Below are 19,874 nucleotides of genomic sequence, written 5' to 3' on the forward strand. Positions count from 1 at the left end.
TTTGTTTTAATCAGGTAATTTCATTTCTGTTTTTATCAATAAGTGAAAGACCTACTCTTTTTCTTCGCTCGTTAACTGAAGCGAGCTCATCCGCATATAATTCTGGCTGTTCTTCTTCCTCCTCGTCTTCTTGTCTGAGATATAAGTTATTAATAAACTCTTCAAATGAGTTTGCTATCAATGACTTATCCGCATTGATGTCTCCCTCATGATGCCAATAGTATATTTTTCCTTTTGTTTCTGGTTCCAGAGAATAAAATATGATATCTCCGGGATATCCCTCGAATAGAGGGAAAAACTTCCAATTCAATTGCTCTTCTATAAAGTAAGTATCGATAGCATCTTTTACGTTATCTGTTTCATCTCCAAAACCAAAGATCAATCCCAATTCGATCTCTCCACTAGATAAAAAAGAAGATTTCTCAATTGGCTTTATCATCACATAATTCTTGAAAGTAGAGAACCCATATTCCTTGATAAAATCTATCACCCGTTGTTCGGGTAAAGCATCCATCACACTTTTGATAAATTCTAAAGTGTAATGGGCATTATGTCTTTCTCTTTCTTCCCGAAAAATAATATCTCCTAGGCTTTTTATCTTTTGATGAATATCAATCATTTGAAAGGTATATCTAAGAAATTACTACTAATCTCATATCTAAGACTTTTTTGCTTTTTTTCATTGTTGCCACTTCATTATCATTAGATATTCTATATCTTATTAAATCTAATCTAGAATAATGCGATACCTAATCGTAAAAGCTATTTAGGAAATCAGTGAAGCTATTCGATACTTTATAATATTTTTTGTCTTCCACATTCAAAAATTCAGATTCAATGAGATATATAGTACCATAATCCTCATTGTCCAGAGATATTAAATAAATATTATCACCGTTATCAAACGCAAAAGGCATTTTTTTTCCGAAAGTAATACCACTTTTTTTATAGTCAGAAATAGTTTCTTCAATCGGTACTAAACCATATTTGATTGGTATAAAGCCATTTATTGTAAATTCATGATTTATTCCTTTGACATGTTCAAATGGAGGATAGCCACCATTATATTTTAAATAATGGCTCTTGAAGTCTTCAGGTAATGACAAATTTAACTCTACTTCAAAATCTTTTAAATCTTCAGCGGAAAGGTTTTGTGCTGTTTGTTCAAATTCCATATAACGTTTTATTACCAGGTTTTAAAAATATAAGAATTACCAGTTGCTTCTTTATACTGCGAGCAGCCGCCCACATGAGAAACACCTCTATGAGCTTCCACTTTTACAAGTTGCATTGTACCAGAATTAGTTTTAGGATTGTAATCATCAAGATGATGCCATACATATCCTTTAGGTGTACTTTTCTGGCCGAGAGCTTTGGAACTTGCTTTTTCAAAATCCTCTGCATAATTACCAGTATATTTTATTTTTACTATGTTTTTCTGCCCCTCTTTTATAGGGTACAAAGCATCACTTTTTGCATAATTAAGGCCTCCATTGGAAGTTGGTTTTACTCCTTTGAATCCCCGATCTTTTATCTTTTGTAATTCTGTTGGACTAGCATACCCATTATGTACCAATACCCCATCTTCGGTAACAAAGTAATTCTCATTGTCTAAAACATCGAAATTATAAACCACAGCACTTTTGCTGATCAACCCGATATTCTTAATCCTTACCCTTTCCCCGTCAATTCCTTCCAGTTCATCCAGCGCAGTAATCGACTGGATCTCGCGCCACTCATTTTCCACCAGGAAACGATGCTCCGGTGTTACTTCAAATATAGTTCCATTTCCCAATTCAACAACCATCATACTCAATGTTGTGCGGCGATGTGTTGCTGTAATCGGTTTCAGCTCTCTTTGTCCGTTTTCTTCATTCAGCGTCCATACTAATGTCCCAACAGCGATGTCCTCAATAGCCATCACCCCATTTCCTGTATGTACCGGAGTACCTGCAGGGAAACAAACCAGTGAAGCTCCTTTGGCTGCAAAAATTGCTAAGACCAGTTCCTGACCACTCGCCAATAACTTATCCGTAACACTCATCTCATCGTTCGTCCAGATATCAGCCTGGCCCTTATAAGCGCCGAACATACCGAATCCCCGCATTCCCCTGCAAAACCAGCTCATCTTACCAAACAAAGAAGCCGGGTTGAACATGGACCCCATTTCAGTACGCGCAACAGTTAAAAACTCTGCACCAGCAGCTCTGATACCTTGTGTACCTAACGTTCCCGCCATGCTGCCCAATCCTCTGCCCGCTAAAAATCCAAAAGCAAAGTTTGCAATATGCCCCACATTATTCATTGTGGTACTCATCATCGCTTCCCAGAAAGTAGCTTTAATATCAATCATCGCGCCTTCCGGAGGGCAACTCAGCTGACTTTGACCAACAACAAGCCCTTCATGATGATGTATCACCAAATTAGGAGAGGAATTGACCCAAATCCTTGCTGCTGCATTTGTTTTACACTTCATATAACCAGCACCTATAGCAAGTAATAAGGCACCGCCGATAATTAAAGCCAATGCCCAGCCTGCTACTGGTACAGCAAGTAATGCTAAAGCAGCAACTAGCAAACCTGCAATTGCCCCCGCCATAAATGCCATACTACCCAAACAGATAAATACATTGCCAATCATCTTATCCTCTGTTGTTGCTGCAAGATTGCCACTAAAAGTAACCTGCTTTTGACTGGTTACTTTCATCTGTTTGAACATTGCACCTTTAGGGCAAACTAAATAATGCTTTTCCGTTAACCATTGTAATTCCTCGTCAGCCATAACTTATACGCTTTCCAGATTTAGATATAAATCTGATTTATAGTCATTATTTATTTGCTCGAATACCTTCATTTCCGCGGATTGTAATACCCCCATATGGTCATAATTGAAACTGGCCTGTGTATAATGTTTCATATCAAATTCCTTTTGGCCAGTTACTTTTGATATCATCTGCTTATCAATTTTACCTTTCTCATCTAAAGAAGACTCCACATGAATGGTATACCCATTATCCGTCGTTTCAGAAGTATAAGTCTGATTCACCGGAATTAAAAAACCAATGCCCATCCGATCTCTTTCCTCCTTTTTCTGTTCATAAACAACCCCATCGGCGGTATAATTAAATGCATATAAAAACAAATGCATAAAATGTGTATTCTCCAGATTTTCAATTAATTCCGGAGGATTGGCCAGTTCACGTTCTTTATGCCTGATAATTTCAAAAGCAGCAATAGGATTGGTCTGCATGAGCTCCTTTTTAAGCTTATCCCATTTCGTTTTGATTTCAGGCATATTCAATAACCCTTTGATTACCCCACCGCTGTTGATACAGATATGCTGCCTGCTGTAGATATAAGCTAACTTATTTACATATTCTATCAGTTGATAAGTATTGGGATCATAATACTCCGTTAACTTGACGTCCCGCTCTTCCAGTACATATTCCTGCAGGTCAGGCTTAAATGCATTTTTTCCATAATGTGAAAGCACATAAGTTCCGGTTGTAGAAAAGCTATCCATCATGGTCAGCATTTTTACATTTCCCCTGACAACCAACTGATAACTCTTTTCTGATAGTTTATCCATAAAATTAAGAGTTGATTTTTACTGGTGAACCATCAATAACTGTATTGCTGCCAACTATGCTTACATTTTCACCATTTACATTGATTTTGCTTTCTCCGCTCATCGATAATTCATTTTTTGATGAGATTGATAACTTAGTCTCGAACTCCATACTTCCGTTCTTCGCAGGAGCACCATCACCAGTAAGCTTGAAATCATCAGCTGCACGTATTTCTATATTCTTTGCTTGTATGATAATTTTATCAGCGGCTTTATCCATAATGATCATTACATTACCTGTCTGCAGTTTGACTGTATTGTCAGAAGTAACTGTGATTGCATTATTACCATCAATCAAAACATGGTTTAAGCCCGTTTTGTCTTTCATCAGCATGCCACCTCCATCATCCAGGGTAATCGTATGCCCGCTTTTAGAAGTCAGGCTTTTGGTATTATTACTTCCACTACCTCCACTGCCGCTTTTACCATGGAATACACTGCCCATGACAATTGGACGCGCAATATTTCCTTCTTCAAAAGCAATCACTACCTGGTCACCAATTTCAGGGATAAATACAAAACCTCTGTTTTTGCTGACCTTTTCAGAACTTCCTGCATCTGGCGTTAATACCCTGAGCCACTCAGTGACATCATTACAACCACATTCCCATTTAAATTTAACCTTGATTCTACCATTGCCAGCGGGGTCATTGTTTTCTACTACATTAGCCAATTGTATATCTGGTTGTGGTTTCGTCGAATCCTTTACAGGAACACGATCTGTATCTGCAGATATCGCTTCAAAAGAATTCTGATAATGACCAACGCCATCTACATGGTGATAAACGGAGGTAACCAGGAATTTCCCGAAATCTTCAACTGCAAAATCATTTAACTTTCTGGTGCTCATGCTGATATCAGCTATGCAGCCTAAACTTACCTGTGGATTGTCACCAGTGCCATTGATATGCAAAAGACCAGCGATCAGTGAGTCCTGTTCATTTTTTACAAAAGTATCAATCTCCATTTTGTTATCAACGCGGGTAACCAATGGCTGATTAAAAGCTTTGCTGTAGACATTATTGGACGCGGCAATTGCATGGGCCATATCCGGCGGTCCGGCACTCTGACCTTCGCCACTGGCAGCTAATAACTCATCTTGTTTAGGGTTATAAGAGAACTTTTTATACTTCAGCGGGGCAATTTGTATCCCATATTGAATATTGCTGATATCCCGTCCGTAAATCAATTTTACTTGTTTTAAATCGTCTGGCTTTCCAAAAACCAGTGTTGTCCCATCGTAGAAAAACCACTCATGATATTGAGCAGCAAGCCTGTTGATGAATTCAAAATCACTTTCCCGGTATTGAATCAAATAATCAATAGGAGAGGTGCGGCTTGGCTTGACCTTCATATTCAGATCATTGACAGGGACTTCTTTTGTTGCCTGATCAATGATTGATTTAAGGTCTTTATTCAGGTAAGACCCCAGATCAGGGCCACGGTCAATCAAGATAGTCGGACTAAATCCTGAAAGGATAATATCGCCCATTAAGCCATGTGACTGCGCAATTTCAACCTTAGTAATAATCCCTGAAAAACGGTTTCCTGTACCCGGTATAGTGCCAAACTCTATCGCTATATTCTTACCTATAAAATCTTTGGAACGGTTCAGCGAAACTGAGCCAGGTAATTCAATCTGATCCTGATTAAAGCGAAGTTCGAACGTATGATGCTCATTAAACTTCTGATATAAATTGAAACTCGAAAAGGTCGGTATAGGTGTACCTTCAATATTGATTTCTACTTTTACTTTATTCTCCATGGTAGTAATTTGTAAATGCTTTATAAATATTTTAGTTTTTTACACTTACCCGGTAAATGGCAATTTTGAATAGGCCTGGATAAAAATGTACTTCAAATGGTGGTCTTGCAATGCTCCTTGTTAAACTAACCGGGATCATTCGTTCTGTATAGCTATGCACTTCAATAGTGTTCCCTTTTTTCAGATAACCATTACCAATCATCGTATCAATATCAAGTGGTTTGACATGGATACAACCATGAGATTCTGCCAATTTTATTTGGGAGCCTCTATTGATACTAGTCAAGTACTCATCGGGTGGGGTGGTATGAATAAAATCGCCAAGGACCTGTTCTTTGCCGTCGAGCTTCCAATTGTGATTGGTGTCTTTGAAATATTTAACTGAGGTATGGCCAAAATCATTGAAGATCCAGCGGTTTGGAAAGGCTTTGCTATTAGCAATTGCTGTGTATTGCTGCCGGATGTATTCGGTAACTTGTTTTTGCTGGGTTTTATATTTGCCCCATTGTGCATTAACGTCTGTTAGCCTCACCCACGCACCTCCATTCTTGACCATGGTAATGTCCCCATCCAAACGCATTTCTGTACCCCATGCCACACCTGACCAATACGCATATTTGCCGTAACTTACATGTTTACCAATACTATTGATCACATAACGGCCTTCGCGGGTAGCGGTTTTTGCATGACCATCTCCACCTGGTTTTTCGCTGGATGGACCGCCATGCGCATCATATTCATTTATTTTTGTAATGGAGTAAGAAGCCATAAATATTCCTCCGGTTATTTAGATCTGACTATTTTAATGGATGAAATTTGATTAGTGGGTGATTCCGGGTTATCAGAAGCTTGTATATTCAGAAATACATGGTTCTTTTGATTGGGAAAATGTTTTTTTAGTTCAATAATAACCGGAAAAGGCATTTTTGGGGCAGGAAACATCGTATCTCTTGCTGTTACCGGGCCAAAATGTGCAATCAGCTGTTTAAAGGAAAGTTTTGTTCCTATGTTTTCTGGTATAGAAAGATTGACGAAATCATGCTGGTCAACAGCAGAACTTATATTGATATCGGCAGCTATACTGCTGTCTGGTAATGAATTATCCCCTTTATATATGCCTGCTGGAAAGTAGCTGGAGAAACTATCAGTAAGTAGCTTTAGCTGCGTTGCATTAAATTTTTGACTATCAAATTTACTTGCGATACTATCTATGTAGATAATTACCTGATCATTTACCGGAAGTTTAACAGCTGTTGTCAGTTGGCTGGCTTTTACATTTTTAGATTCAGGCTGTTTACAGGCCAGACTCTGGCCTATAATTAAAATAACCACAAGCATTTTTATGCATGGGTATTTGATAACGCGATTTTTATCTGTTTGATCATCCATGTTTTTAGGTTGTTAATAGCCTGCAATTATTAATAGGGGGTTGCTTGCTCAATACGGTAATTTCACCCTTAGCAAAATGCTATTGATGCCGACCAATTAATTTTTTGGTAAGAACCGGAAACAGGACCAGTCAATCTGCTGGTATGGATGTTAATTGTGCTTTGAAAGCCATAATTTTAAGATTAATTGTTAAATAATTCAGAGAATATTCTTTACTCCTGAACTCTAATCTACAAATATAAAGCCAATAATGATCTATTTATCAGTTAGATAAGTCGTTTTATTTGTGTGATGTGGAAAAATAATGTTGTAAATAGCGATTTGGTATCGATTAAGGCATTATATAATAATTATTAATGTGAACTTTTTTTTAATCAATAAATAGCTGCTGATAGCTTCTGGAAAAATATACGGGATTGTCTGGTCAAACTGTATAAATATTGGACAATTAATAAAAAATAAAGCCGCTGTAAATGAAATTACAGCGGCTTTATTTTTCTATTATCAGCGTCAGGTAGCCTAAGCTTTAATCAGCTTTTCGCGTTCTTCAGCTTCTTTTAATTCTTGTTGCATCACTTTCGCGACTTGTGTACTTCCATCATGGCTCCATCCCGGAGGATTAAACATATACCCGAGTTTATTTTTAAATCCCGGAGCACGTTTCACATCTGCTGTCATGGCTTTAAACTCATGAAAAACGATGTTAACCGGGCCTGTATCCTCTGGTTGGTGTGTCAGTCCGTAGACAACTTCATCGTCAGGAAGTTCCTCCTGGAAGGTTCCGAACATCCTGTCCCAGATAATCAAGACCATGCCCATATTTTTATCCAGATAACGGATATTGCTGGCATGGTGTACCCGGTGATGAGACGGCGTAACCAGGAAATATTCTATGATCGGATGTAATTTTCCTACTGCCTGCGTATGCACCATATTTCCATACAATTGCGTAACCAGGTAGGCAAAAAGGATATCTATTGCTGAGAAACCCATAAATGCCAGTGGCAAATAAAAGAACACCCGGTACAGTGGTTCAAAAACCGTGGACCGGAATCCTGTAGTCAGGTTAAATAGGGGAGATGAGTGATGTGTCACATGCATCGCCCAGAAAAACCTGATATAATGACCTGAAGTATGTAATACCCAATACAACAGGTCTTGTGCAAGTACCAGCACTACCCAGTAAACAAAAATATTTTTGATTTCGAACAGGCGGAACTGATAACAGTAATTCAATAAAAAGAACGTGGCAGTTTTAGTCGATATATTGATTAAAAAGGCCAGTCCCATCAGGTATACGTTTGTCCACGTATCCCTTTTAGCATATAACTTCCTGTCGTGCATGTAACTGATGTACATTTCCACTATAGAAATCACAATCAGTAAGCCGAACAACAGGGAGAGCGTTATATTTCTAGGATCATTTAGCATAAGTTAAATTGTAATATTCCAAACTTTCGACGATGTCGCTTTCTGAAACTCTACAGTTGTAAGTACATTTTCCAATGCTTTGCAATAATGAAAACAGTACATTACCATGTTCATTTTTCTTATCGCTCTGCATTAATACAGAAAGTTGGGCGAACGATTTTTCTTTAATTTTATAAGCAGGATAAACTTTGGAGATATACTGACGTATTTCTTGCAGTTCTTCTGCGCTCAGGGTACTGTTTTTATGAGAAAGATAGGCTTCACATATCATGCCGATAGCAATTGCTTCTCCATGGGTAAGTGGCTTTTTATCTTTGCTCAATGAATAACTTTCCACAGCATGACCAATGGTATGACCAAAGTTTAAGATCTTGCGTAAGCCCTTTTCCTGCGGATCAGCGGTTACCACCTCATTTTTAATCTCTACCGAACGGTGTATAGCTGCAGTTGTTATGTTTTTATAGTCAGCAGCTTTTAATTGATGATAATATTCCTGATCTACAATTAATCCGTGTTTAATCATTTCTGCGAATCCTGAAAGCAATTCCCTTTGTGGTACTGTTTTCAAGAATTCTGCTTCAATAAATACGGCTTGTGGTAAACTGAAAGTACCGACCATGTTTTTCACATTATCGATGTCAATACCAGTTTTCCCGCCAACAGAAGCATCAACCTGCGAAAGTAATGTCGTAGGGATATTGATAAAATCGACCCCGCGTTTATACGTAGAGGCTACAAAGCCACCCATATCCGTAATTACACCACCGCCAAGGTTAATAACCAGGCATTTGCGGTCTGCGCCAAAATCAAGTAAAGTTTTCCAGATACCGATACAAAAATCAATGTTCTTGTTCTCTTCTCCCGGATCAGTCTCGATCAGGTCAAACCCACTGAAATCATCCAGCATCTCTCTGAATACAGGTAAACAGAGTTCAGCTGTATTCCGGTCTGCGAAAACAAATACATTACTGTATTTCCCGTTTTCAATGATTTCTGCCAATGGTGCTAACCTGGTATCAAAATATATGTTGTGACCAGCACTTTCCAGTTTATTCATTATACTATTTTAATTTGGTTACCCATAAAATCAACAACATCACCGATACGTACTTTTAAACGCTTGCGGTAATCTACATTGCCGTTATACTTCACCAGACCATCTTCTACTACTGTTTGCGCTTCGCCGCCACTTTGAACAAGTCCGGTCGCTTTTAGCAAAGAAATAAGGGGAATAAATTCGCCTTCTAATTTAAATTCTATCATTGTACTGCAAATTTACAATTATTTATAAAGGGTTTTGCAAATGATAGTCCCGGAATTTATATTTTTGCGTCCGTTTGACTAATACATCAATCCAAATGCAAGTATCCCCAGGGAAAAAACTAAATTTTGACAATACGGAGATAGCTTTTCGTAATAAATCAAAATCAGAACTAAACAGCGCGTACTGGTTATTCAAAATAATGAGTAGCAATTTTTTGACTCAGGTGGGCCCGCCTGTGACAAATTTATTTTTAAACATCGGATTACCGATTCAGGGTATTATCAAATCTACCATCTTCAAGCAATTTTGCGGTGGAGAGACTATCGCAGAGTGTGAGCGTACAATCGGTCTGTTAGCTGATGGAAAAGTAGGTACGATCCTGGATTATTCTGTAGAGGGTGAAGAAGAGGAGCACGTATTTGATTTTACCTGTGCAGAGATTATCAGAACGATAGACCGGGCTGCGGGAGATAAACGCGTACCTATTACTGTTTTTAAAGTGACGGGTATCGGACGTTTTGGTTTATTGGAGAAACTGGACGCTAAAGCTGAACTTTCAACTGAAGAGAAAGCTGAGTTTGAAAAAGTAAAGCACCGTTGTGAGCGGATTTGCAGAACAGCATTTGAAAAAGATGTACCTGTAATGATTGACGCGGAAGAAACCTGGATTCAGGACACGATCGATGCACTGGCTTTAGATATGATGATCTTATTCAACAAAGAGAAACTGATCGTTTATAATACTTATCAATTATACCGTCATGATAAACTTGCGCATTTAAAAGCTGATCATCTGGTTGCTAAAGAAGCTGGGTTTATTTTAGGTGCTAAAATTGTTCGTGGTGCTTACATGGAAAAAGAGCGTAAAAGAGCAGCCGAAAAAGGTTATTCTTCTCCGATTCAGCCAGATAAAGAAACTACAGACAGAGATTATAATGCGGCTATCACTTACTGTGCAGATCATGTAGAGCAGATTGGTGTAGTTTGCGGAACGCATAATGAAGCCAGCTGCAGAGTATTGGCAGAATTGCTTGATGCGCATCAAATTAATCATAACCACCCACATGTTTATTTCGCACAGTTATTGGGAATGAGCGATAACCTAAGTTTCAATTTATCTGACGCAGGTTATAATGTGGCTAAATATGTCCCTTATGGACCTGTTAAAGCTGTTATGCCGTATTTATTCAGACGTGCACAAGAGAATACTTCGGTTGCCGGACAAACCAGCAGAGAACTTGATTTAATTGCAAGAGAAAAACAAAGAAGAAACGGGTAATTCCTGAAATTATAAATGAAAACCGCCTTATATTAATTTATAAGGCGGTTTTTGCTGTTTAGAGGTTTTTGTCTGAATGTATTTAAAGTGTCAAGTAATTTCAGTATAAGACCTTGGTCCTATTAGCTTGTATAGCAGGTTGATAGCAATTCTTTAAACACTAAAAACCCCTGCTCACGTGAAGTAAACAGGGGTTTGGAAAAGGAACTAATTGGTGTGTTTTGGTGATAAATTTTGGTTTAATGCTTTTGTTGCTGCATAGCTTGACTAGCGTCAATGCCTAATCCGCTTGCAATAGCCATTCCTAAGCCTATATCAGCTCTGAACCAATGGCATAGCTGCAAGTTGATAATTTGATCCTTTCTAGGGCCGCTAATGCCGCTCATCGCACCAACAATGTTGCTGATTAAATTTTTACGGTCAGCATCACTCATTACTTTACGGTATAAATCGCCTGGCTGTGTATAATGGTCATTATCACCTGGACCTTCATTTCTATCAAACCAGTCTGCTACGTTAGATTCTAATTCCCAGGCTGGTTCTTTATAACTTTCATCAGGAATTACATCACCAAAGCTATTCGGATAGTAATTAGGTTCCTCATTTCCGTTATCATCTACACGCATTTGTCCGTCACGGTGATAGTTATTAACCATGAACGGGCAGGCGTTTACAGGTATTTGCTCGTAATTTACGCCTAAACGGTGACGGTGTGCATCCGCATATGATAATATACGACCCTGTAACATCTTGTCAGGAGAGAAACCAATTCCGTCAATCAGATTAGAAGGAGCGAACGCTGCTTGTTCCACATGTGCGAAATAGTTTCTTGGAACTTGATTCAATTCAATTTCACCTACTTCGATTAGTGGGAATTCTCCATGTGGCCATACTTTAGAAAGGTCGAATGGATTCCATCTGAAGGTTTTTGCTTCTTCTTCTGTCATCACCTGGATTTTCATGGTCCATTTTGGGAATTCTTTGTTGTCGATTGCTTCTACTAAATCACGTTGCGAGTGATCCATATCCTGTGTACGCATCGCATCTGCTTCGGGGCCTGTAAAGTTTTTGATCCCTTGCTGAGTTTTAAAGTGGAATTTAACCCATACGCGTTCGTTGTCAGCATTGATCATCGAATAAGTATGGCTACCAAATCCATCCATATGACGATAAGAGAATGGCGTACCTCTGTCGGACATCAGGATCATTACCTGGTGCAGACTTTCAGGGTTCAGCGACCAGAAATCCCACATCATTGTAGGGCTTTTCAGGTTTGTTCTTGGCTCACGTTTCTGCGTATGAATGAAGTCACTGAATTTTTTAGGGTCTTTGATAAAGAAAACAGGAGTATTGTTCCCTACTAAATCCCAGTTACCATCTTCTGTGTAAAATTTAAGTGCAAAGCCACGTGGATCTCTTTCAGAGTCAGCACTTCCTTTTTCGCCACCTACGGTAGAGAAACGTAAAAACATTTTACAGGTATTGCCAATCTGATTGAAAATCTTTGCCTTTGTATATTTTGATATATCATGGGTGATCGTCAAGGTACCGTACGCGCCTGTTCCTTTGGCATGTACCACTCTTTCAGGGATACGTTCACGGTTAAAGTGGGCCATTTTTTCATGTAAGACAAAGTCTTGTAATAATAAAGGGCCTCTTCTGCCTACAGACTGACTATTTTCATGTTCAGCATAAGGTCTGCCGGATGCAGTAGTTAATTTGCGCGTTGGTTTGTTCGTTTCTTCCATGGTTATTTCGTTTTGCTTGGCTAAAAGTAGCTAGTATTCTCCCGGTATCCCAACACCTAATTTCTATACTGATATAGAGTTTGTCTATTAAGATTTATAAGTGTTATCAATATCAGCTATTTAACTTTGAAGGGCTGCCTGCCCATCATTAAATCACCGAATAATAAAAAATCACTTGCCAGGCTAAATAAGGGATACTTAAAGGTAGCAGGTTTGTTTTTCTCAAAAAAGAAATGTCCTGCCCACGCAAAGCCGTAGCCGACAACTGGTATCAATGCGAAGAAGGTGAAAGCGTGGAAAAGCATGGCTGTAATAAAGCAGAGGCCAATAAGTGCTGTCCCTATAAAGTGTAATATCCTGTTTGTGGTATTCTGATGTTCCTGCAGGTAAAACGGGTAAAATTCTTTTAACGTTTTGTATTTATGATCGGGCATTTGTTGATTATTGTTCATCTATATTAATATACCATTACTTTTTAAGAATGCGCCCAGGTTTTCTGGTTTTTCTGTCATCAGTAAGGTTTGTAATCCTGCTTTCTTCGCACCTTCAAGGTGACCGGGAGTATCGTCTATAAATAACGTCTCTGCGGGATTAAGATTATTTTCTTTAATAACCTGTTCAAATATTTCTACATGTGGCTTACGAAATTTCATCAGCTGAGAGTAATAGGCTTTCTCAAACAGGTGATCATTGTTAGGTACATGATGTTCTTTTTGAAGATAATCCATAATATAGTCGTAATGGATCTGGTTCGTGTTGCTCAATAGAAATGTCCGGTAGTTTTTCTTTGCTTCGAGTAGTACTTTATGCGTTTCAGGGAGTACACCTATCAATAAACTGTTCCATGCAGCGTCAATTTGTTGGTCGGTTAGTTCAGAATTTTGTGCAATTTCTCTGATTCCGTCTCTAAATTGAGCAGGAGTGATGGCTCCGGTCTCTAATTCGTTAAATATTTTATGGTGTCCTGAATGCCCGAAAAAAGTTTCTATATTTGGTATACCGATTTGTGCCAGAGAGCTTTGTGTGATTCTAAAGTCAATTTCAAAGATCACATTTCCATAATCAAAGATTATATTCTTAATTTTTTGCATAAAGTATTTTTAAAATTCGATACAAATATGTAACATTGCACTCGCAAAATCTAATAGATTTTACGCGGGCCATTAGCTCAGTTGGTTAGAGTAGAAGACTCATAATCTTTTGGTCGATGGTTCGAGCCCATCATGGCCCACTGCTTAAAAAGCCGTTTTTCTTTATAGGAAAGCGGCTTTTTTCGTGTTTGTGAGCAAATGTTGGTACACAACAATGATACTGAAAGTTGTTTGGAAGTTAAGTTCAGCAGGAATTCTTGTTGAACTATACGTAAAACTGTTACGCAACTGTTACGGAAAAATAGGTGTAAAACAATTCTTTTTTTATAAAATAGCTAATATGAACGAATCTCTTTAAAACAATAAGAAGAGTTCTCAAAGGTTCAATCTATTTCTTTTTCGGCAGCCCAAGTTCTATAGATAAGAAATCAGATTATAATTTGAATAACAAGAAATTGGTTTCCCCATTTTACGAAGGCGGACTTTTTCTTTTGTATAACGCTTTATAGAACCAATTATGGGTATTATGGATAACCCATTGACAAAATCATCTACAGCCTTATGAGCTTTTTCTGGATTATCACTATTCTCAGCGCCAAATCTCAATTCTACAACAGTTATTTCAGAAATAAAGAAGTTCTTTCTTCCCTTCTCACGTATGATAGAAGCAAGATCAAGTTTACCTCTTAAATAGAATACGCAGGTACTAGTATCTAAGAGATATTGCATTAGAATTTAAGGTCTTTATCTCTGAAAGTTCTGGATGCTTTGATTTCTTCGTTAATCGCTTCAGCAGATTTGCCTTCGGGGAATGCGCCAAAAGATTTAAAAAATGCTTTTTCCTTAGTGTCCTTTTCCTTCTTTAGTGATCTTGAGAGACGTTCTATTAGTTCCAGTTTGGTAAATGAATCCAAACCCTCAAATAAGGAAGAATATGTATCAATAATATTTTTTGTCGCAACTGTCATAACTTTTAGTTTAACAAGCATGTTAACAGAAAACTGCTCTACACAAAAATAACAATAAAAATCTATAACCTTAAAATTTGATTAGGAAGATTAGAGGAAGTAGAAGAGAAAGTACTGTCAAGATATTATACGGCCTGGTAAATTTTCAAAGGGAATCCTGGGCGGTTTCATTTTTAAAGCAGCAGTTTGGAGTACTGGTTGTTTCAAAAGTTCTGTACCGGGCATAATGAAACAATCAATGGAAACCGAAAAAGGCATCAGAGAACTTTCGTAAAAGTAGCAAGCCTGTAAAAATCAGGATCTTTCCTCTCCCTAAGAATTCCGCTGAAGCGTTGGCCGATCTCTTATCAAAGTAATCAGGGTGTTTAATAATGATATATTGAACTATAAAATCAGGAAGTAATTAGCTTATTAAAGAATCGTAACCATCTGCTTTGAACTAAGAAAATATCAAACCCAAAACTTGAAATTTAATCCCTAATCCACAAGTTTATGACTTGATCCTATTATAGGGGATCAATACCAAAACTTGTAGAGCAATCGATAAAAGTATAGTTTTGTATTTTTATACAGTTTTATATTATAGTTTTTATTGGAGCTCTTAAAGAAATTTAGTTATATTTCATTATCATTGGCTGGAGTTGCTACCTTTGAGTAGACATTAAGTTAAGAGTTTTATATACCTTAACAGAAATTATGTCACGAGAAATAAAGTCGTATCCGAAGGAGTTCAAGTTGATGAGCGTTGAACTGAGTAAGACCAGATCTGATTTACCAGCTTTGGCCAAAGAATTAGATATTTCTCCCCAGATATTATACCGCTGGCGGAAAGAATTTACGGCAAAGCAAGGAAGTAGTTTTCCTGGGAATGGAAAAGTTATACTAACAGAAACAGAGCAGAAGTTAGCCCGATTGGAAAAAGAACTCCGTGAAACCCAGATGGAACGCGATATACTAAAGAAGGCTGTCGGCATCTTCTCCAAGAGCGACAACAAATATTCAGGTTCATAAAGAACCACTTGAAAATATTTCCAGTCGAGCAGATGTGTTCGGTATTTAGAGTAAGCAGAGGTGGTTTTTATACTTGGATGAAGCGTATTCCTTCTAACAGAAGTATTGAAAATCAAATGCTTGAGATTGAAATATTGGAAGCTTTTGTTAATAGTAAGAAGATTTATGGTAGCCCTCGAATTACCCATGAACTACATAAAAAAGACATCAAAGTATCCAAGCCCAGAGTGGCCAGAATGATGAAAAGGGCAAAACTGAGAAGTATCGTGAAGAAAAAATTTAAAGTCACCACCGACTCCACTCATAAATTCCCTGTACCGGAAAATATATTGGACCGAGACTTTAAACCAGGTGTATTAGGAGCGGTTTGGGTATCTGATATTACTTACATCAGGACTAAAAAAGGCTGGCTTTTCCTCACCACAGTGATTGATCTTGGTGACCGAAAAATTATAGGATGTGCATTGAGCGTAACGATGAGAGCAATTGATACAGTGATACTTGCATTTAAAATGGCTCGAAAAAAACGACCAATAACACAGCAATTGATCTTCCATTCTGATCGTTGAGTACAGTATGCCTGCAATGAATTCAGGTGTTTACTGGAAAAAAATCCATTGATCATCAGAAGTATGAGTAGAAAGGGAAATTGCTGGGACAATGCAGTAGCTGAAAGCTTCTTCAAATCACTTAAAGCTGAGTGCGTATACCAACATAAGTTTTCAGATAAAGAGCAGGCAGCACTCATTGTTTTTGAATACATAGAGACCTGGTACAACCGTAAAAGACTACATTCTGCACTGGGGTACATGTCCCCGGAGGAATTTGGAAGAAACTTAAATAAACAAAATATTGCAGCTTAACTAAATGTCCATTTTATTGTTGCAATTCCATATTGTGCTATGTATAGTCTTGTTTTTAATTGCTGTGATGCCCTCCCTCCATAAAACGGTGTTGCATTATAGTAAGTGTATGTTTATTTTGGTGCTTCACAGATAGCGCTGATCCTGGGCTATAGATTAGGTTTTCGCGTAAGTAACGGCTAAGAATTGAAAAACCAGATAGATTGGCGGCGTGTTTTATCGTTGTTTTCTGAACTTTTCATTTAACAAGCTATCGTTTAAAATTATATTTTTTGAAGGATCACCTTTATATAATTTGAAATCACCATCCATTATTTTATAGTTCTTTGTTTTTGCATAATTGGTTTGTTGTATTGCTTGAATATCTTTTGCTGCATCTTTATTGAAAATAAGCATTTTCAAATTAAAAGTCTGCTTAGTTTCTGTGTCTTTACCTGACATGGCCAAAATCGAGATACCTTTAGAATAATCAATCTGAATATAACGGTCTTTAGTGGTCCATTCATAAAAAACATCTTCAGTAGTTGCTGGCCTGAAACCAGGCGTTCCATATTGTTTGGTTAATTGTTTAACCAGATCATTGTATACCGTATCTGATTTAATTTCGGCATCGGCCAGAATAGCCACTGTTTTATTTTTATGCGTTAAAAAAGCTATTCTATTGAAATTTATGTACTGATAATAAGCGATGCTGTCTATTATTTTGCTGTAGTAAGCCTTTCCATAAAATGAATCTTTACCATTCCAGGAATCAAACTTATACCCAGCAGGGTAATCAAAGGGTGCAGAATAACCCTTTTTAACATATTCTTCCTGATCATTCACACTACTATCTATTTTCAATTTTAAAATTTCTAAAGGATTTTCGTGGAAATCAACCTTTTCTAAATCTAAACCCGCTTTATTTTGAAAAACAGCTGAACTCACTTTCTTTTGAGAACAAGAAAACATAAATATACTCAGCAACAAAAAGCAATAATTTTTCATAGTATTTCCGTTTAAAAACTAAATTTAGAATTTAAGATACCTAATAATTTCAATACATTCTCCGGGTATCGTCAATGTGCCCCTCCTGTACAGGTAGATTCTGAAGACTCATTATCTTTTGGTTGATGGTTCGAGCTTATCATCAAACTAACAGGACGAAACAATAACCAAATAGCTTAAATAAAAAATGATATTTTTGAAGTGAGGCAGAGGATAGCTTAAACTATGGAAATTTATATTAACAGAGAACATTTATTGAAGGAGATTGAATATCCAAACCGCTACTTTCCAGGTAATCTGCTCAAAAATTCGGCTGTTATCTTTAGTGTTATTCTACTGTTTCTTTTATTATTTAAGCCCTTCGGCGTGTCTGCACCAGAACAAAAGATAAACTATTTCTTTATATGTAGTTTCCATGCATTGTCACCGGCAATCATCATTTATATTTATTTTGGAACACTTAATTATTTAAGAAGGCGGTCACAATCAAAAGGCTGGACTTTACTTCAGGAATACAAGCATATTGGAATTGTTCTCCTGTTAACAGGAACAGCCGGCTTTTTTATGCGCGACATAATTTATCATAACGCCGATAATTTGTCATGGTATTATTTGTGGGAAGAATTAAGGAATAGTTTAGTGGCAGGTAGCTTCTTTTATCTTATTTTTCGAGTCGCCAATTTCTATTTTCAATCTAAAAAAGGGGCTCCATTTGTTCTTCAATTTATTCCATTAACTGTTGAACAGCCGAAAATGGTTATTCAATCTCCGGTCTTTATCAAAACACAAGTTAAACAAGACGATTTTAGTTTGTATTTAAGCGATTTGCTTTTCGCTAAAGCGGAAGGCAATTATATTGAACTCACCAGTTATAAAGATGCTCAGATCAGTACCGAACTCAAAAGGATTTCCCTTACACAGTTTGGTTCACAAATTTCCAGTCACCCAGACTTCTTTCGATGCCATAGGGCTTACTTAGTGAATATGCTCCGGATCGAAAATGTATCGGGTAATGCTCAGGGCTACTTACTTGCTTTCAAAGATAGTGAAACAAAGGTTCCTGTCTCAAGGGCACAGTTAGACAGTTTTAACAGTCTGTACGAACAGCTCAAGCAGAAGTATATCACTTAAGCTTGTTATTCATCACAAAGACTTGTTATCCGTAACAAGTGCTTAGGAAGGTGTTTTTTGTTGTGGTAGTTTTGCCGTCAGTAACAGTTTAACCTATCAATTTTAAACAAAAACCGACCATGTCATTGTCAACAACGCCAACTCCATCTCACCAGTTAAATAAGCTATTTTACATCGATAATATTAAAATACTGCTAACTGTTCTTGTGGTGCTCCATCACACATTTATTGCATACAGCTCTTCCACTGGCTGGTATTATACGCAAAAAACAACCCATGTTGGTGCGCTTGTTCCCATGACGATGTTTGTGAGTATAAACCAATCTTTTTTTATGGGCTTTTTCTTTCTGCTCTCGGCTTACTTTACAGCCCCCTCTTATGATAGGAAAGGATCAGGCCAGTTTATTATTGACCGTTTGCTGAGACTGGGTATTCCTTTGCTGTTCTATTCTTTTGTGTTTTCACCCTTTATCAGTTATTTGGTTTATTATTTCGCTAAGGGGCATCATATAACTTACCTGCAATACTTGTCAGGGTATAATACCTGGATAGATTTTGGTGTACTGTGGTTTGTTGCAGCTTTATTGATTTTTACCCTGATTTACCTGGCAGGACGGAGCCTGATCAATATTACATTCAAAAAGCCGCTGCCTGCGCCGGGTCCCGTTACCATCTTGCTTTTCGGTGTTTCATTGGGGGTGATAAGCTTTTTGACCAGAATATTATTTCCCGGAGGATGGGTGCTTAAGCCGTTGGGTTTTCAATTAGGACATTTCCCGCAATACATCGCATTATTTATTATTGGCTTACTGGCCTGTCGAAACAAATGGTTTGACGGTTTATCCCGACGCACTGGGAAATGTCTCAAATGGTCTGCATGGTTATGTTTATTGTTTTTCCCGGTATTTTTTATTATCCGGATCAAATTGAATATGCCGGTTTCCTGGTACACTGGTGGCTTTCACTGGCAGTCGTTATTATATGCTGTATGGGAGCAATGGATCGGGATGTCTATCCTGACCGCAATGCTAAGTTGGGCAAAGGAGTCGTGGAATACTTCATCACCACTGCTTAATGGATTATCCCGTTGTTCTTTTGCAGTTTATATTTTTCACCCACTAGTAATAGTTTCGCTAACCCTTGAGGTAAGAAACTGGGCGGTTGATCCCTCAATTAAGCTGCTGTTGGTAGCCCCTTTAGCCTTGCTGGGCAGCTTTATGCTCGGTAAATTTATTTTATTGATTCCGGGAGTGAAAAGGATTATTTAGACTCAAAAATCGTCAGGCTATACTGGAACAAGTCCTGTTTTTCTATACTTA

Annotated in this window: 19 protein-coding genes, 1 tRNA gene and 1 pseudogene; 5 read left to right on the top strand and 16 right to left on the bottom strand. The window is 37.7% G+C overall.

The window, feature by feature from the left end; all coding sequences use genetic code 11:
• Positions 1 to 10 precede the first annotated feature (10 nt).
• From ABIB30_RS17365 to ABIB30_RS17410, 10 genes are all read right to left on the bottom strand, one after another.
• Complete coding sequence (locus ABIB30_RS17365) at positions 11 to 619, bottom strand: SMI1/KNR4 family protein (RefSeq protein ID WP_354304167.1); 609 nt, start codon at positions 617 to 619, stop codon at positions 11 to 13.
• Between the two features lie 130 nt (positions 620 to 749).
• A complete protein-coding gene (locus tag ABIB30_RS17370; RefSeq protein ID WP_354304169.1) occupies positions 750 to 1,175 on the bottom strand; it encodes an SMI1/KNR4 family protein in 426 nt (141 codons plus the stop codon).
• Positions 1,176 to 1,186: 11 nt separating this feature from the next.
• Complete coding sequence (locus ABIB30_RS17375; RefSeq protein ID WP_354304171.1) at positions 1,187 to 2,782, bottom strand: HNH endonuclease; 1,596 nt, start codon at positions 2,780 to 2,782, stop codon at positions 1,187 to 1,189.
• A 3-nt stretch (positions 2,783 to 2,785) separates the two neighbouring features.
• Positions 2,786 to 3,589 carry a hypothetical protein gene (locus tag ABIB30_RS17380; RefSeq protein WP_354304173.1) on the bottom strand — a complete coding sequence of 268 codons (804 nt, stop codon included), beginning with the start codon at positions 3,587 to 3,589 and terminating at the stop codon, positions 2,786 to 2,788.
• A 4-nt stretch (positions 3,590 to 3,593) separates the two neighbouring features.
• Complete coding sequence (locus tag ABIB30_RS17385) at positions 3,594 to 5,393, bottom strand: type VI secretion system Vgr family protein (protein ID WP_354304175.1); 1,800 nt, start codon at positions 5,391 to 5,393, stop codon at positions 3,594 to 3,596.
• 31 nt (positions 5,394 to 5,424) lie between these two features.
• Complete coding sequence (locus tag ABIB30_RS17390) at positions 5,425 to 6,162, bottom strand: hypothetical protein (protein ID WP_354304177.1); 738 nt, start codon at positions 6,160 to 6,162, stop codon at positions 5,425 to 5,427.
• 14 nt (positions 6,163 to 6,176) lie between these two features.
• Positions 6,177 to 6,782, bottom strand: a complete 606-nt coding sequence (locus ABIB30_RS17395; RefSeq protein WP_354304179.1) for a hypothetical protein — start codon at positions 6,780 to 6,782, stop codon at positions 6,177 to 6,179.
• Between the two features lie 519 nt (positions 6,783 to 7,301).
• Positions 7,302 to 8,213 carry a sterol desaturase family protein gene (locus tag ABIB30_RS17400; protein ID WP_354304181.1) on the bottom strand — a complete coding sequence of 304 codons (912 nt, stop codon included), beginning with the start codon at positions 8,211 to 8,213 and terminating at the stop codon, positions 7,302 to 7,304.
• Positions 8,203 to 9,270: a 3-dehydroquinate synthase gene (aroB, locus tag ABIB30_RS17405; RefSeq protein ID WP_354304183.1), complete on the bottom strand. Its 1,068-nt coding sequence runs from the start codon at positions 9,268 to 9,270 to the stop codon at positions 8,203 to 8,205. Before aroB ends, ABIB30_RS17400 begins: the two co-directional genes overlap by 11 nt.
• Positions 9,270 to 9,476, bottom strand: a complete 207-nt coding sequence (locus tag ABIB30_RS17410) for an RNA-binding S4 domain-containing protein (protein WP_068402357.1) — start codon at positions 9,474 to 9,476, stop codon at positions 9,270 to 9,272. Before ABIB30_RS17410 ends, aroB begins: the two co-directional genes overlap by 1 nt.
• 95 nt (positions 9,477 to 9,571) lie before the next feature.
• Between ABIB30_RS17410 and ABIB30_RS17415 the strand changes: the two genes are divergently transcribed.
• Positions 9,572 to 10,756 (top strand): proline dehydrogenase family protein, encoded by a 1,185-nt coding sequence (locus ABIB30_RS17415; protein WP_354304185.1) that lies wholly within the window; start codon positions 9,572 to 9,574, stop codon positions 10,754 to 10,756.
• 239 nt (positions 10,757 to 10,995) lie between these two features.
• Here ABIB30_RS17415 and ABIB30_RS17420 read toward each other — a convergent pair whose 3' ends face one another.
• The 3 genes from ABIB30_RS17420 to ABIB30_RS17430 form a co-directional block, all read right to left on the bottom strand.
• Positions 10,996 to 12,504: a catalase gene (locus tag ABIB30_RS17420; RefSeq protein WP_354304187.1), complete on the bottom strand. Its 1,509-nt coding sequence runs from the start codon at positions 12,502 to 12,504 to the stop codon at positions 10,996 to 10,998.
• Positions 12,505 to 12,620: 116 nt separating this feature from the next.
• Positions 12,621 to 12,956: an Mpo1-like protein gene (locus tag ABIB30_RS17425; RefSeq protein ID WP_354304189.1), complete on the bottom strand. Its 336-nt coding sequence runs from the start codon at positions 12,954 to 12,956 to the stop codon at positions 12,621 to 12,623.
• Positions 12,957 to 13,595: an HAD family hydrolase gene (locus ABIB30_RS17430; protein WP_354304191.1), complete on the bottom strand. Its 639-nt coding sequence runs from the start codon at positions 13,593 to 13,595 to the stop codon at positions 12,957 to 12,959.
• A 66-nt stretch (positions 13,596 to 13,661) separates the two neighbouring features.
• On the opposite strand from ABIB30_RS17430, the gene ABIB30_RS17435 reads away from it, so the two are divergent.
• A tRNA-Ile gene (locus tag ABIB30_RS17435) sits at positions 13,662 to 13,735 on the top strand.
• 274 nt (positions 13,736 to 14,009) lie between these two features.
• On the opposite strand, the gene ABIB30_RS17440 is transcribed toward ABIB30_RS17435, so the two are convergent.
• Both ABIB30_RS17440 and ABIB30_RS17445 read right to left on the bottom strand, forming a co-directional pair.
• Positions 14,010 to 14,324 carry a PIN domain-containing protein gene (locus tag ABIB30_RS17440; protein WP_354304193.1) on the bottom strand — a complete coding sequence of 105 codons (315 nt, stop codon included), beginning with the start codon at positions 14,322 to 14,324 and terminating at the stop codon, positions 14,010 to 14,012.
• Positions 14,324 to 14,563 (bottom strand): hypothetical protein, encoded by a 240-nt coding sequence (locus ABIB30_RS17445; RefSeq protein ID WP_354304194.1) that lies wholly within the window; start codon positions 14,561 to 14,563, stop codon positions 14,324 to 14,326. Before ABIB30_RS17445 ends, ABIB30_RS17440 begins: the two co-directional genes overlap by 1 nt.
• Before the next feature lie 696 nt (positions 14,564 to 15,259).
• On the opposite strand from ABIB30_RS17445, the pseudogene ABIB30_RS17450 reads away from it, so the two are divergent.
• Positions 15,260 to 16,437: pseudogene (locus ABIB30_RS17450) on the top strand (IS3 family transposase).
• Between the two features lie 216 nt (positions 16,438 to 16,653).
• On the opposite strand, the gene ABIB30_RS17455 reads toward ABIB30_RS17450, so the two are convergent.
• The gene (locus ABIB30_RS17455) at positions 16,654 to 17,424 is read right to left on the bottom strand and encodes a hypothetical protein (protein WP_354304196.1); all 771 of its coding nucleotides are present in this window, start codon (positions 17,422 to 17,424) and stop codon (positions 16,654 to 16,656) included.
• A 225-nt stretch (positions 17,425 to 17,649) separates the two neighbouring features.
• Here ABIB30_RS17455 and ABIB30_RS17460 point away from each other — a divergent pair, with 225 nt between their 5' ends.
• Both ABIB30_RS17460 and ABIB30_RS17465 read left to right on the top strand, forming a co-directional pair.
• Positions 17,650 to 18,555, top strand: coding sequence for a LytTR family DNA-binding domain-containing protein (locus tag ABIB30_RS17460; protein WP_354304198.1), 906 nt, complete (start codon positions 17,650 to 17,652; stop codon positions 18,553 to 18,555).
• Between the two features lie 119 nt (positions 18,556 to 18,674).
• Positions 18,675 to 19,823, top strand: a complete 1,149-nt coding sequence (locus ABIB30_RS17465) for an acyltransferase family protein (RefSeq protein ID WP_354304202.1) — start codon at positions 18,675 to 18,677, stop codon at positions 19,821 to 19,823.
• Positions 19,824 to 19,874 lie beyond the last annotated feature (51 nt).

It is taken from the genome of Pedobacter sp. UYP1, assembly GCF_040547305.1.
In the GTDB taxonomy this organism is placed as follows: domain Bacteria; phylum Bacteroidota; class Bacteroidia; order Sphingobacteriales; family Sphingobacteriaceae; genus Pedobacter.

What these genes read in the sequence shown, in the direction of transcription:
- ABIB30_RS17365 (WP_354304167.1), bottom strand. Translation starts at nt 619, where the DNA reads ATGATTGATATTCATCAAAAGATAAAAAGCCTAGGAGATATTATTTTT.
- ABIB30_RS17370 (WP_354304169.1), bottom strand. Translation starts at nt 1,175, where the DNA reads ATGGAATTTGAACAAACAGCACAAAACCTTTCCGCTGAAGATTTAAAA.
- ABIB30_RS17375 (WP_354304171.1), bottom strand. Translation starts at nt 2,782, where the DNA reads ATGGCTGACGAGGAATTACAATGGTTAACGGAAAAGCATTATTTAGTT.
- ABIB30_RS17380 (WP_354304173.1), bottom strand. Translation starts at nt 3,589, where the DNA reads ATGGATAAACTATCAGAAAAGAGTTATCAGTTGGTTGTCAGGGGAAAT.
- ABIB30_RS17385 (WP_354304175.1), bottom strand. Translation starts at nt 5,393, where the DNA reads ATGGAGAATAAAGTAAAAGTAGAAATCAATATTGAAGGTACACCTATA.
- ABIB30_RS17390 (WP_354304177.1), bottom strand. Translation starts at nt 6,162, where the DNA reads ATGGCTTCTTACTCCATTACAAAAATAAATGAATATGATGCGCATGGC.
- ABIB30_RS17395 (WP_354304179.1), bottom strand. Translation starts at nt 6,782, where the DNA reads ATGGATGATCAAACAGATAAAAATCGCGTTATCAAATACCCATGCATA.
- ABIB30_RS17400 (WP_354304181.1), bottom strand. Translation starts at nt 8,213, where the DNA reads ATGCTAAATGATCCTAGAAATATAACGCTCTCCCTGTTGTTCGGCTTA.
- aroB (WP_354304183.1), bottom strand. Translation starts at nt 9,270, where the DNA reads ATGAATAAACTGGAAAGTGCTGGTCACAACATATATTTTGATACCAGG.
- ABIB30_RS17410 (WP_068402357.1), bottom strand. Translation starts at nt 9,476, where the DNA reads ATGATAGAATTTAAATTAGAAGGCGAATTTATTCCCCTTATTTCTTTG.
- ABIB30_RS17415 (WP_354304185.1), top strand. Translation starts at nt 9,572, where the DNA reads ATGCAAGTATCCCCAGGGAAAAAACTAAATTTTGACAATACGGAGATA.
- ABIB30_RS17420 (WP_354304187.1), bottom strand. Translation starts at nt 12,504, where the DNA reads ATGGAAGAAACGAACAAACCAACGCGCAAATTAACTACTGCATCCGGC.
- ABIB30_RS17425 (WP_354304189.1), bottom strand. Translation starts at nt 12,956, where the DNA reads ATGAACAATAATCAACAAATGCCCGATCATAAATACAAAACGTTAAAA.
- ABIB30_RS17430 (WP_354304191.1), bottom strand. Translation starts at nt 13,595, where the DNA reads ATGCAAAAAATTAAGAATATAATCTTTGATTATGGAAATGTGATCTTT.
- ABIB30_RS17440 (WP_354304193.1), bottom strand. Translation starts at nt 14,324, where the DNA reads ATGCAATATCTCTTAGATACTAGTACCTGCGTATTCTATTTAAGAGGT.
- ABIB30_RS17445 (WP_354304194.1), bottom strand. Translation starts at nt 14,563, where the DNA reads ATGACAGTTGCGACAAAAAATATTATTGATACATATTCTTCCTTATTT.
- ABIB30_RS17455 (WP_354304196.1), bottom strand. Translation starts at nt 17,424, where the DNA reads ATGAAAAATTATTGCTTTTTGTTGCTGAGTATATTTATGTTTTCTTGT.
- ABIB30_RS17460 (WP_354304198.1), top strand. Translation starts at nt 17,650, where the DNA reads ATGGAAATTTATATTAACAGAGAACATTTATTGAAGGAGATTGAATAT.
- ABIB30_RS17465 (WP_354304202.1), top strand. Translation starts at nt 18,675, where the DNA reads ATGTCATTGTCAACAACGCCAACTCCATCTCACCAGTTAAATAAGCTA.